12 protein-coding genes are annotated in these 13,499 nt (G+C 31.1%); 7 read left to right on the top strand and 5 right to left on the bottom strand.

The features are described 5' to 3' along the window. The first annotated feature begins 1 nt into the window (after position 1). Entirely contained in the window at positions 2–1,276 is a 1,275-nt protein-coding gene (locus tag AP058_RS09825) for an O-antigen translocase (RefSeq protein WP_157492682.1), read from the top strand. Between the two features lie 140 nt (positions 1,277–1,416). Here the strand turns inward: AP058_RS09825 and AP058_RS09820 are convergent, their stop codons facing one another. Then, complete coding sequence (locus AP058_RS09820) at positions 1,417–2,304, bottom strand: glycosyltransferase (protein WP_066309916.1); 888 nt, start codon at positions 2,302–2,304, stop codon at positions 1,417–1,419. A gap of 63 nt (positions 2,305–2,367) precedes the next feature. On the opposite strand from AP058_RS09820, the gene AP058_RS09815 reads away from it, so the two are divergent. Then, a complete protein-coding gene (locus AP058_RS09815; protein WP_157492681.1) occupies positions 2,368–3,321 on the top strand; it encodes a glycosyltransferase family 2 protein in 954 nt (317 codons plus the stop codon). Further along, complete coding sequence (locus AP058_RS09810; protein WP_066309911.1) at positions 3,318–3,716, top strand: FdtA/QdtA family cupin domain-containing protein; 399 nt, start codon at positions 3,318–3,320, stop codon at positions 3,714–3,716. Before AP058_RS09815 ends, AP058_RS09810 begins: the two co-directional genes overlap by 4 nt. Here AP058_RS09810 and AP058_RS09805 read toward each other — a convergent pair. The 3 genes from AP058_RS09805 to AP058_RS09795 are packed head-to-tail and all read right to left on the bottom strand — an operon-like array spanning position 3,703 to position 6,213. Further along, positions 3,703–4,638 (bottom strand): glycosyltransferase family 2 protein, encoded by a 936-nt coding sequence (locus AP058_RS09805; protein WP_066309908.1) that lies wholly within the window; start codon positions 4,636–4,638, stop codon positions 3,703–3,705. The genes AP058_RS09810 and AP058_RS09805 overlap by 14 nt on opposite strands. Positions 4,639–4,648: 10 nt before the next feature. Continuing rightward, a complete protein-coding gene (locus AP058_RS09800) occupies positions 4,649–5,530 on the bottom strand; it encodes a glycosyltransferase (protein WP_066309905.1) in 882 nt (293 codons plus the stop codon). Next, entirely contained in the window at positions 5,530–6,213 is a 684-nt protein-coding gene (locus tag AP058_RS09795; protein WP_066309903.1) for a cell division ATP-binding protein FtsE, read from the bottom strand. The genes AP058_RS09800 and AP058_RS09795 overlap by 1 nt, the downstream gene beginning before the upstream one ends. Before the next feature lie 245 nt (positions 6,214–6,458). Between AP058_RS09795 and AP058_RS09790 the strand changes: the two genes are divergently transcribed. From AP058_RS09790 to AP058_RS09780, 3 genes are all read left to right on the top strand, one after another. Then, positions 6,459–9,473: a tetratricopeptide repeat protein gene (locus AP058_RS09790; protein WP_066309900.1), complete on the top strand. Its 3,015-nt coding sequence runs from the start codon at positions 6,459–6,461 to the stop codon at positions 9,471–9,473. A 32-nt stretch (positions 9,474–9,505) separates the two neighbouring features. Then, positions 9,506–10,369: a PhzF family phenazine biosynthesis protein gene (locus AP058_RS09785; RefSeq protein ID WP_066309899.1), complete on the top strand. Its 864-nt coding sequence runs from the start codon at positions 9,506–9,508 to the stop codon at positions 10,367–10,369. Between the two features lie 65 nt (positions 10,370–10,434). Further along, positions 10,435–12,186, top strand: coding sequence for a TonB-dependent receptor (locus AP058_RS09780; protein ID WP_066309897.1), 1,752 nt, complete (start codon positions 10,435–10,437; stop codon positions 12,184–12,186). A 69-nt stretch (positions 12,187–12,255) separates the two neighbouring features. Here the strand turns inward: AP058_RS09780 and AP058_RS09775 are convergent, their stop codons facing one another. Next, positions 12,256–12,804 carry a DUF2911 domain-containing protein gene (locus AP058_RS09775; RefSeq protein ID WP_066309895.1) on the bottom strand — a complete coding sequence of 183 codons (549 nt, stop codon included), beginning with the start codon at positions 12,802–12,804 and terminating at the stop codon, positions 12,256–12,258. Between the two features lie 189 nt (positions 12,805–12,993). On the opposite strand from AP058_RS09775, the gene AP058_RS09770 reads away from it, so the two are divergent. Further along, on the top strand, positions 12,994–13,443 hold the full coding sequence (locus AP058_RS09770; RefSeq protein ID WP_066309893.1) for a hypothetical protein: 450 nt from the start codon (positions 12,994–12,996) through the stop codon (positions 13,441–13,443). The last annotated feature ends 56 nt before the right edge of the window (positions 13,444–13,499 follow it).

Here is a 13,499-nt window from a genome sequence, read left to right as displayed (position 1 = left end):
ATTGGATTTCATTAAAAAGATACTGCAAACAAATTTATTTAAAATCACTTCTTTAAATAGTTTGAGTGTACTATTAAAAATAGGAATAGGACTAATTACTTCAAAGTTATTGGCTGTTTTTGTTGGCCCAAGCGGAATGGCTTTGGTAGGAAATCTTCGAAATTTTTCATCGTCTTTAGAAAGTATTTCTAGTTTAGGATTCCAAAATGGAATTGTAAAATATGTTGCTGAAGAGAAAGAAAATCTGAATAAACTTCAAAAAATAATTGCCACCGTGTTTGTCAGTTTAGTAGTTGTTGCAGTCATTTTTAGTTTTGTTTTATATTTTTTGGCTGACTTTTGGAACCAAGAAATTTTCGGTAATCATTTTGACTATCAAATCATTTTTAAAGCAATTGCATTGGCTTTACCTTGGTATGCTATTTCTGTTTTTTTACTTTCGTTATTGAATGGTTTGGGTAAATTCAAGCAGGTTATTTGGGTAAACATAATAGGGAATTTGATAGGGTTATTAGTTTCTCTTTATATGATTTTGCATTTAAAAACATTGGGTGCTTTACTCTCAATTGTGATTTCACCCGCCTTGTTGTTTTTTGTAATCTTTTATTTTATCAATAAAGAATTTCGTTTTTTTGAAATGATTCGAGTTCGCAATTTTGATTTTCGAATTATAAAAAATTTATCGTCGTATTCACTAATGGCTTTGGTTTCTTCGGTTTTAGGACCTTTAGTTTTTTTAGCGATACGAAAAAATGTGATCGTTGTTGTAGGATTGGAACAAGCAGGTTTTTGGGAAACCATAACTCGGATTTCGACTTATTACATGATGTTTATTACCACAATATTATCGGTTTATTTTTTTCCTAAATTAGCTGTAGCCAAAAATAGAGAAGAGACTAAAACCGTTTTTTGGAGTTTTTATAAAAACATTTTAACCTTATTTATAGTGGTTTTAATTGTTATTTATTTTGCTCGTTTTTTTATTATTAAATTACTTTTCACTAGTCAATTTCTTCCAGTTACAAGTTTGTTTTTATGGCAATTAATGGGTGATTTTTTAAAAGCTGCAGCTTTGATTTTGGGTTATCAATTCTTTGCTAAAAAAATGACAATGGCTTTTATTATTTCAGAAATTGCCTCACTTGCGGTATTTTATTTTTTGAGTAATTATTTAGTTCCTTTATTTGGAGTAAAAGGAGTTGTCATGTCTCAAACTTTTGATAATTTTGTTTATTTATTAGTGTTGGCAATCTATTTTAGGAAAAGTTTATTTTAAATTTTTTAAATTGAATATTTATATTACAAGTATATAAAAAAAATGAAAAGCTTAGATTACAGTTCTTTTCGATTAGAAATTATAAAAACAATAAAACGGGAAAATACTTTTGATAGGGAAGAGTGAAAGTAGATAATTTTTTAGCAAAACCTTAATTTTAGTTCTAAAGGGATGTATTTTATAAAAAGCCAAATATCAAGAGATTGGTAGGCTTTTGTCATTTCATAATGAAGCCGTTTTAAGAGCGCCTTGTTCTCTGCTCTAGTTTTGTTTAGCGCAATGGCTTTCTTAATAACGAGGTAAGAGGAATAATTTAATTTTCGAGTTTTTGAATTTAATTTCGTGTAAAATTGTGAACCAAGCGAGCCTTGGATTTCTCTTTTTTGAATTAATATAGAATCAATAAAATCAAAATTAAAACTTCTCGAAGTTCTAATCCATAGATCTAAGTCTTCATAAGCTAAATTTTCGTCATAGCCATTTAGTTGATTTAAAACTTCTCTTTTTATCATTGAAGAAACCGAACAAATCATGCTGCTTTGGTTTAACATGGCTAAATAAATATCTCCTGAAGAAGGTTTTTGTATTGCTTTTTTTTCAGTATTTACATCATAATAGTATCTAAGATGAGTATTGGTATCGGATATTAATTCAGCGTTGCCGTAAACAATTCCTAAATTTTTTGATTTAGAATTTAAAAAAGTATTTAGTTGTTTTTCAACGCAAATGGGAAGTAAAACATCATCGGCTGCTAAATCTATTATGTAATCACCTTTTGCTAGCTGTAATGCTTTATTGAAAGTTTTAGTGTTCCCTAGGTTGGTTTCATTTGAAATAAATACAACGTTAGGATATTTTTTAAGCCAAATTTCGATGGTTTCTTTAGAATTATCATTGCTGTTATCATCGATAATAATTAATTCTATGTTTTTATAGGTTTGGTTTAAAACTGAATTTAATGACTCTACTACGAATTCCTCATGATTATAACACAAACAAATAACACTAACTAATGGATGGTTTTGCATAAAATTAAAAAGGTTGTTTCTGGAATTAAATTAGTGTTTGAAAAAAATCAAAAATAGGGATAATTGAATAGATTTATTTCAAGTAGACGTGTATTTGTTTTAATATTAATTTTTTATAAAACAAATAATTATGGATTTTGTATAATATTTATACATTTGCCCAAAGATAAAAAATACTTGGAAGAGATTTATACTATTAACGACATTGAGTTTTTAATTTCGACCCAAAATAGAAATTCTCTTGACTTTTTGGAGTCAATTTTTCCCAACGGTTATCTTCTAAACAACCTATTGATAGTTAATCAAACAACTAAAGATAATATTTTAATATCTAATGATGAAGGAGTAAGAGTTGTAAATTCTTTTGAAATTGGAGTAGCAAAAAGTAGAAATATAGCTCTCGAAAATGCGAAGAAAAAGTTGTTGGTTTTTACAGATGATGATGTAAATTATTTAACTACAACAAAAGAAACAATTCTTAAAGCATACAATTTATTTCATAATGCTGACGCGATTTTATTCCAAATCCAAAAAAATGATACTGTTTTATTTAAGAAATATCCCAAAAACATCCAAAATCCTATTTCTATTTTTACAATTCTTAATTGTGGAACTATCGAAATTACGTTGAAAAACCCCAATTTATCAATTCAAAAAGCAAAGTTTAATGAATGGTTTGGTTTAAATTCTTTTTTTGATTTAGGAGATGAACCTCTTTTTTTAATGGAAATGAAGAGAGATGAAAAAAAGTTGATTTTTTATAATGAAACAATTGTTACTCATAGTGATAAATCTACAGCAGACAAAATTATACTATCCAAGAAATATTATAATTTAGGAGCTTTTTACAAAAGGATATTTCCTGATTTGTATTTTGTTTGGTTAGTTCTAAAAATTGCATTTGATTTGAAACAAAAAAAAATTAAATTAAAAAACCTAGTTACTGTTGTTCGAAATGCTAAACATGGAATACGAAAATTAAATTCTTTAGAAAAAGAAAAAAATAATTTATTATGAATATTCAAATCATTGAAATTCCAAAAATAGAAGAACCAAGAGGGAATATTTCTGTAATAGAAAACGATATTGTTCCTTATGAAATAAAGCGTGTTTATTACTTATACGATGTTCCAAGCGGCTCTGAACGAGGTGGTCATGCTCATAAAAATTTGAAACAATTCCTTATTGCATTAAGCGGAAGTTTTGACGTTATTGTAAATGATGGAAAAGAAAAAAAAACAATCTGTCTAAACAAACCCAATTATGGCTTGCTTATCAATTCCGGAATTTGGCGAGAATTAAATAATTTTTCTTCAGGATCTGTTTGTTTGGTAATTGCTTCAGAAGTTTATATTGAAGAAGATTATATTAGAGATTTTGAGGAGTTTAAAATCTATGCTAGTCATAAATAGAAAAATCAATACCTATTTTTTTTATATAATTTTTAAAGTTAAATAAAATACGTAAACAAAATGGTGGTATTTGGAATAAAGCCCAAATTTTAAAATAACTTTTTTTGAGGTCAATATCTTTGATATAGAAGTTTGTTTTATCGGTATAACCAAAAATGTAATAACGAAGTCCATATTCGATTCGGTATTGATCTAAATTTTTTTTTAAATTAGAATCGTGTTGTTCCGCAATTTCAAATTGTTCAAAGTCCATTAATTTCATTAAACCAATCTTGTTTTTCGCCAAGCTATTTGGAATATCGAAATGGTAAATAGCTGTTATTTTATTGGTAATTGCAACGGGATAATTAATTCCAATTTTAGTCCATAACTCTAAATCTTGACCATTTGTAACTCCAGGTGTAAATGCTCCTATTTTTTCTAAAGTCTTTTTTGGAATGGCCAAAGAAGAAGTCCACGAAATTCTATATGGAAAGTTTGAAAAAAAGTAATTGTCTATAATTCCACGATAAGAATTTTCAATTCCATTAAAATAAGGAAATTGAAAATGATGTTTGGTAGTTTTAATTTTATAGCGAGAGCAGTACATTCCAGAATTTGGAAAATTATGGTATAAGTCAGCTAATTCCTGTAAATGATTCGGAAACCAAAAATCATCGGCGTCTAAAAATGCAATAAGTTTTCCTTGAGATTTCTCAATTCCCAGATTTCTAGCTACAGAAACGCCTTGATTTTTTTGAGTGTAAAGTTGAATTTTTTCATCATTGAACTCGAGTACCTTAGTTTTACTTTCATCGGTAGATTCATCATTAATTACAATAATTTCATAATCTTTGAAAGTTTGATTTAGAACACTTTTTAATGTGTTTTCAATATACGCTGCTTTGTTATAGAGCGGAACGATTACCGAAAAAAATGTCATAGGTTAGATTTTATTTTAAGATACTGTAATATCCCAATTTATAAAAATCAAACAAATATAAATTTGGATTTTCAGACGTTAAGTTATTTAAAATACGTTGTTTGTTTTTAGTATAAATTACTTTCACGACACCAATTAGATAAAACTTTTTTAAAATGGAATAAATAGAACTCAATTTAATGTCTTTATATTCTGTTTTTTTATTGCTAATTAATTGGTGTAAAGTATTCACTGCGCTTTCCGATTTTTTTATAAAATCAATACTGTTTTCATCATTATAATGGATTAGAGGATTTTCAATGTGAAGTACTGGAATGGAATTTACACGTAGTGTTTTCATAAAAACAGCATCTTCATAACCATATTCACGGATGAATTCAGGAAAAGGATTTTTTAAAAGAATTTCTTTTCTTAGGAGTAAATTCCATGTGAATACAAAATCGTACTTATTTTGAAGTCTATAATCCAAAGTTTTCGATTCTCGACTTATTCCATATTTCCAACGAAGTATTTTTTCTTTTGGTGGAATAATATTAGAATATTTAACTCCTCCAAAGATTATTGTAGAAAATTCCGATAATAAAGAAATGTAATTTTTAAGGTAGAACTCACTTTCTGGTAGCGCGTCCGCTTCCATAATTAGTACATAGTCATGTTTTGATGATGAACATAGTAAATTAATGTTTTTTCCACGACCTAAATTCTCGCTATTAACGGAAAAAGTACAATTTGGTAACAAATTTATTGCTGTATTTTCCGAAATAAATTTCTGACTTACATCATCTTGAACTATTATTTCATAAACAATTCCTAAACTGTCAGCTTGCTTTTTTAATTCTCGAACAAGCGGGTAAACATCGTAATTGTAAACTGGAATTAAAATGGAGAGCATTACACGGTTTTCTGAACTACTTCAAAAATACGTGCATCTTCACATTTTAAAGTTTTAGAGGGGAACTTCATCAACAAAGCATAATCATGCGTTGCCATAATAATAGTTTTTCCGTTGGCATTAATTTTTCTCAGCAATTCTAATACTTCAGCACTAGTTTGTGGATCTAAATTTCCAGTCGGTTCATCGGCAAGAATAAATTCGGGATCATTTAATAAAGCTCTTGCAATGGCTACACGTTGTTGCTCTCCACCAGAAATTTGATGTGGCATTTTATGTGCGTACCCTTTCATTCCTACTTTATCAAGGACTTCATCAATTTGATGTTCCATATCTACTTTAACCGTCCAACCGGTTGCTTTGAGCACAAACATCATATTTTCTTTGATCGATCTGTCTGGAAGAAGCTTAAAGTCTTGAAACACGATTCCAATTTTACGTCTCAAATACGGAATTTCGCTTTCTTTTAAAGTCGCCAAATCAAATTCAACAATATGTCCTTCACCTTGAGTTAGCGGTAAATCACCATAAAGTGTTTTCATGAAACTACTTTTTCCAGAACCTGTTTTACCAATGATATATAAAAACTCACCATGTTTTACGTCCAAATTTACGTGAGCTAAAACTTCTCTTCCTTCCTGGTATATAGTTACATCTTTTAAAGACAGTACGGTTTCCGACATAATAAAATTGATTTGAATGGTAAAAGTACTAAGTTAATGACTGTATTCAAAATAAAATGCAACCGTTTTAGAAAAGATTTAAAGCTAGAAAAAATGCAGTTGCATTCTATTTCTAAAGCCTGTGATTTTCAACAAAATCAATTGAAACTGAATAAATCTTTCGTTTGTAATTCATAATAAAAGCTTAAATCATTCCGTTATAGAGCTTAGAAATTGATATATTTGACTATTAAAGAAAAATTAAAATGCATAAACTTTCGAAATTCTTTTTATTGCCAACCCTAGTTTTTTCGGGGTTAATTTCAGCTCAAAAATCAACTATTTATACCTACGATCTTAAAAATTTTGATCGAGCACTTTCCTTATATAACGACAATCAGTACAAGTCGGCTCAGCTTATGTTTGAAAAAGTTCAAGACAAAGAGGTGAGTGAAGAAGTCAAATCGGATTGTGCCTACTACATTGCCAATTGTGCTATTCGCGCCAACGATCCCAATGCAGATGCATTGATGGAGCGTTTTGTTGCGGAATATCCAACAAGTACCAAAAAAAATCAAGCGTATGTTGAAGTTGCGCATTTTTATTTTAATCAAGGAAATTATCCAAAAGCATTGCAATGGTTTGACCGCGTAGATGAAGGATACATGAGCCAATCTGACTTGGAACGTTTTAATTTCCAAAAAGGATACAGTTATTTTAACGCTAAGCGAAAAAAAGAAGCTACAACGTATTTAACTAAAGTAGTTAACTCTAAAGAATTCGGTTCTCAAGCTAAGTATTATTTAGGATTTATGGCTTATGAAGGCGATGATTATAAAGAAGCAACCAAATATTTTGATGCGGTTTCTGGCGAAGAAAAATATAAAGAGAAGTTGTCTTATTACCAAGCAGACATGAACTTTAAACTGGGTAATTTTGACAAAGCAATCGAATTAGGAACTAAGGCGATGGCCAAATCGAATGCGATTGAAAAATCAGAATTGAGTAAAATTATTGGAGAAAGTTATTTCAACTTAAAACAATACGACAAAGCAATTCCGAATTTAGTAAATTATAGAGGTAAAAAAGGAAAGTGGAATAACACTGATTATTACCAATTGGGCTACGCGTATTATCAGCAAAAAGACTACGAAAACGCCATTTCTCAATTCAATAAAATTATTGACGGAAATGATTTTGTAGCACAAAATGCCTATTACCATTTGGGCCAAAGTTATTTGAACAGTGATAAGAAACCGCAAGCTTTGAATGCGTTTAAAAATGCTTCAGAAATGTCTTTTGACGCCGCAATTCAAGAAGATGCTAGTTTAAATTACGCTAAAATCAGTTATGATATTGGAAATTCTTACCAACCTGTTCCTTCGGTTTTATTAGGATTTCTAAATAAATATCCAAATAATGCGAATAAATCGGAAGTAGAAAAATTACTGATTGACTCATATATTTCTTCTAAAAATTATACCGAAGCATTGACTTTATTAGAGAGAAATAAATCTCCCGAAAATCGTTTGGCGTATCAAAAAGTTTTGTTTTACAGAGGTTTAGAGTTGTACGCTGAAGGAACGTATGAGGAAGCCTTGAACATGTTTATGAAATCAATTAGCGAAAATAAAAGTCCAGAGTTTACTGCTCGTGCAACCTATTGGAAAGCAGAGTCAGAATATACGACCAACAATTTTAAAGAAGCACTTTTAAGTTACAAACAGTTTGCTGGAATGGCAAGTGGTAAAACCGTATCAGAAGCTAAAAACATTAACTATCAAATTGCATATTCGTATTTTAAATTAAAAGAATACGATTCAGCAGCAAAGTCATTTCAAGATCAAATTGATTCTTCAAAAGGCGATAGCGTTCGTTTAGCAGATTCGTATTTGCGTTTGGGCGATTGTCAGTTTGTTTTAACAAAATACTGGCCAGCGATGGAAGCGTATAATAAAGCAATCGATTTAAAAAGTGTCGATTCTGATTATGCCTTTTTTCAAAAAGCAATCAGCTACGGATTTGTGGCAAAGAATGATCGTAAAATAGAGGAATTGAATACATTCATTCAATCGTACAAAAAATCGCAGTACCGTGACGATGCTTTATATGAATTAGGAAATACATACGTTGCAGCTCAAAAAGAAGAGTTAGGAATTAAAACATACAATCAATTAATTTCAGAATATAAAGGAGGTTCATTTACAGCAAAAGCAATTTTAAAAGAAGGATTGATTTATTACAATTCAGACCGTAATGATCAAGCGTTAGTGAAATTTAAAAAAGTAGCTGCCGATTTTCCAAAAACACCAGAAGCATTAGAGGCAGTGGCAACAGCACGATTGATTTATGTAGATAGCGGAAAAATTGCCGATTACGCTTCGTGGGTGCGTACATTGGATTTTGTAGATGTTAGTAATGCCGATTTAGAAAATGACACGTACGAGGCAGCGAGCAAACAGTTTGAGCAAAATAATAGCAAACAAGCCATTACTGGATTTAGTAGTTATGTAAGTAAGTTTCCGAACGGAATGCATGCCTTGGATGCTAATTTTAAATTAGGGCAATTGTTATTTGCAGAAGGTTCTGAAAGTAAATCAATTGCCAATTATGAGTATGTAGTGAATCAATCGCGCAATGAGTTTACAGAGCAATCTTTGTCTCGTTTATCTTCAATTTATCTGAAAGCAAAAAATAATGATAAAGCAGTTCCTGTTTTATTGCGTTTAGAAAATGTAGCCGAATTTCCTCAAAATAAAACCTACGCACAATCTAATTTAATGAAGGTGTATTATGATAAAAAAGATTATACTAATTCGGTTACCTATGCAGATAAAGTTTTAGCAAATCCAAAAGCAGATGAAAGCATTAAAAGTGATGCGCAAATTATTGTGGCACGAGCAGCGATGCAAACTGGAGAGGAAGACAAAGCAAAAGAAGCGTATGCAAAGTTAGCAACGACATCAAAAGGAGAACTAGCGGCTGAATCATTGTATTACGATGCTTATTTTAAAAATAAGGAGGGGAAATTTGAAAGTTCGAATACTACGGTTCAAAAATTAGCTAAAAATTATTCGGGATATAAATATTTTGGAGCCAAAGGTTTAGTTATCATGGCAAAAAATTTCTACGGATTAAAAGACAGTTACCAAGCGACTTATATTTTGGATAATGTGATTCAGAATTTTACAGATTATCCAGATGTAGTTTCAGAAGCAAAAAAAGAATTAGCACTGATAAAAGCGGAAGAGTCGAAAACAAACTCATCGATTACAAAGTAATAAAGAGCTTTTGTACCTAAAATCTGAAAGTAATGAAATTACCGTTTTATATCGTTGATGTTTTTGCCAAAGAAAAATATGCAGGAAATCAACTGGCTGTTTTTATGAATGCGGAAAATTTGAGTACGACAGACATGAAAAAAATTGCGAGAGAAATTAATTTTGCAGAAAGTACTTTTGTAACTAAATTAAATGTGGAATCAAATTCGGCTGAAATTCGAATTTTTACGCCGTCGCAAGAAATGCAGTTTGCTGGGCATCCTATTATTGGAACCTCTTGGATTTTGATGAATAAAATTTTTAGAAATAATCCGAAGGAAATTGAGTTGACAGTAAAAATTGGAGCAATTCCAGTTACAGAAAGAAACAACTTGGTCTGGCTAAAAGCAGCGCAACCACAATTTTTCAATACACTCTCCAACGATGAATTTTTTAATTTCTCAAATTTGAAGAGCGCCGATTTTGATTTGAGATTTCCAATTCAAGAAGTCACTACAGGAAGTGCATTTGTACTAGTTCCTATTGCAACAAAAAAAGCATTAGATGCGATAAAGTTAGATGTTGAGAAGGTGAATACTTGGTTAGGCAGGAATTGCACAACTGAGCATAAAGCACTCTATTTTTTTTGTTTGGAAGAGGGTAATTTAACTTCTAGAATGTTGTATTTGCAAGACAATCAGTTAATGGAAGATGCAGCTACAGGAAGTGCGAGCACGTGTCTGCAAGCGTTTTTATTGCATTATTTTAGAACTGATTTGAAAATCACGAATCATCAAGGAGAAATGATGGGAAGGCCGTCACAAATAGAATTTGATGGGAAAGTGGTACAAGATAACTTTGATATTAAAATTGGCGGAAAAACGCACTTCATCGCGCAAGGCGAATGGAGCTTATAAGTAAAATAATTTAAGTAAAATAAATATATTAAAAGGAGACTTTTAGCAAAATAAAATAAAAAGGAATGATTCAAATTCAAAATAAAATTGTTGTTATCGCGGTGCTATTTACTTTTCAGTTGTCTTTTGGACAAAAGAAAGAAGAAACGATTGGTTCGCAAGTAGTTAATGTGGTTAAACCGTACACGCCAACTATTTCAGATGCGTATAAAGTAAAAGATACGCCTCCAACTGATGATGAAGGAAATAAAGCTAAAGAAACGATCAAGTATACTATTTTTTCATTTCCAGTAGCTTCTACTTTTACGCCTTCTAAAGGGAAAGCAGAAGGAGTTGAAAAAGCAAAAAAAGAATATTCATTTGGTAATTATGCAACGCTTGGTGTGGGTAATTACGGAACATTAAATGCAGAGTTATTTGTCACGCAAGAGTTAGGTAATAATGACTATCTAGCAGGGATGTTTCGTCATCATTCGTCTCAAGGTGGCATTAAAGACGTGGAGTTAAATGATAAATTTTACGATACTTCTTTGGATTTAGCCTACGGAATGAACGATCGTTACATGTCATGGAATGTAGATTTAGGCTATCAAAATCAAGTATACAACTGGTACGGGTTGCCTTCAGAATTTGGCGCTAATCTTTCGCAAAACGACCGGGCTTTATTGGTAGGTGCTATTGCACCAAAACATTCCTACAACACCATTACTTTGGGTGGTAAAATGGAATTTACAGAAAGTATTTTTGATAAAGTAAGTTTAAATTATACGCGTTTCATGGACGGATTGGATTCGGCTGAAAACAGATTTTCATTCAAGCCTTCTTTTAAAGTTAGTGTGATGGACCAAACTATACATACTGATGTAATAGTGGATTATGTGGGCGGAAGTTTTGCTGCTAATTATGCCAATACACAAGCTATAAAATACGGCTTTACTAATTTTGGAATTGTGCCAAGTTTTGTAGTAACCGAAGACGATTGGACCTTGCAATTGGGAGCTGGTTTGTTTTACAGTTTAGACAATGAACGTTCTAAAAATAAAATTTATTTATATCCGCAATTTAACGCCTCCTATAACGTAGTGAATGATTTGATGATTTTTTATGTCGGTGCAGAAGGAAGTTTAGAACAAAATTCATATGCTGATCTGGTAGGACAAAATTCATTTTTGTCACCAACTTTAGATATTAAGCCAACAAGCAAACAATACGATGTTTTTGCAGGTTTAAAAGGAAAATTAGCGAATAATGTAAATTATAATATCAACGCCTCGTATGTGAACGAAGAAAATAAAGCGCTCTTTAAAAGCAATAATTATAGTGAAGTTGCTACAAATAAAGACTATGCTTTTGGAAATTCTTTGGCTGTGGTATACGATGGTGTGACTACGACAAGTTTTTATGGAGAGTTAAAAGCAGACTTTTCTGAAAATGTAACTTTTGGCATTAACGCAAGATTTAATAGTTACAGTACCGATTCGAAACAAGAAGCTTGGAACTTACCAACCATTAAAGTGGGGTCTAGTTTAGAGGCAAGTATAACCAAACAATGGTTTGCAGGCTTTAATGTTTTTTATGTCGGAGAGCGTAAAGACGGGCAACTAAACACGTCTATCAATTATATTGTTGATCCAACACCAATTACTTTAAAAGGATATTTTGACGCTAATGCGCACGTTGGTTACAAATACACTGAAAGATTAACTGCTTTTTTAAGACTAAATAACATTGCTAATCAACAATACGAAAGATGGTTAAATTATTCGGTTCAAGGTTTTCAAGTGGTAGCAGGAGCAAATTATAAATTCGACTTTTAAAAGAGACAGTGCTGTATAAAAAAAGCTTCCTAAATGTAGGAAGCTTTTTTTGTTTCAAGAAGTAAAAAGTTACTCCATAAAAGGAACTGCGATACGAACTTTATCCCATCCTATATTTAAAATGATTCCTTTGTCGGCTTTGGTGAAAACCATAGAAAAAGCTTCCAAAGATTCTGCATCTTGTGTTATTGGAGTTTTTAAATGAGCGACGTCATTCTTTTGATCATATGTATATGATCCCCAAGTATTTAAATCTTTGTTTAAAATAATAGTACACGAATCATTAGTGTCGGGAAGTATAAATAATGCATAAGATCCCGCTTTGATTTTAGTATTCCCAAATTTTACATCTTTATAAAAGGTAATTTCTGGTGCTTCATTAGCGCCAGTTCGCCACACTTTTCCAAGAGGAGCCAATTCTTCTAAACCACGACCTTTAAGTTGTGGCCTGCCGTAAATGATTCGTGCTGTTTTATTAGCATCTTTGTAATCGTTTGGATAAGAGGCAATGTCCATCGGACTTTTGTCTAAGGCCGGAAATTTTTGCGCATTTACGTTGCTCGAAAATACCATCAGTATTCCGAATGCAGCCGTAGTAATAAGAGAAGCTTTTTTCATAATTGTTTTGATAATGGATTAAAAAGATAAAATTATCAATTGTTTGTGTGATATTCTACATAAGGATGTTAAATTTATGAAACCTCATTTTAATGTTTGTAGCATTTAAATTTAAAGCATCAATTTAAAACGCTACTCTTCGCAAAACTGTTTAACCTTTGTATATTTGCGTCCTAGCACCTTAAAGAAATGACATTTAAACAAAAAACACATTCGTACTATTTACAATTAGTTCAAGACCGAATAGATGTTTTCAAAGACATGATTTTGGCATTAACTGAGGACTCTAAAAATGATGCAAAAGGTTCTGCGGGAGATAAGCACGAGACGGCCTTATCAATGATGCATATTGAACAAGAAAAATTGACCATGAAGCTCAAAGAATCGTTGACTCAAAAAGCGATTTTAGATAAAATTGATAGTAGTACAGTTGCAAAAACTATTATTTTAGGTAGTTTGGTCAAAGCCAATGGCATTTATTTATACTTAAGTGGAGCGCTTCCAAAAATTAAAATTGATGATGTAAATGTTATTGCGCTTTCTCCACAATCTCCGTTAGGAAATAAATTAATGGGAAATGCTGTAGGTTTTACTTTTGAGATTAACGGTACAACGTATTTAATTGAAAGTATTATGTAAATTCTTTTTTTTGCTAAAAATTAAGTTCTGAGGAAAAAACACAAAGAATGAACAAA

The sequence above is a fragment of the Flavobacterium sp. TAB 87 genome, from assembly GCF_001529295.1.
Lineage (GTDB): Bacteria > Bacteroidota > Bacteroidia > Flavobacteriales > Flavobacteriaceae > Flavobacterium.
This window is presented reverse-complemented; position numbering and strand designations above follow the sequence as displayed.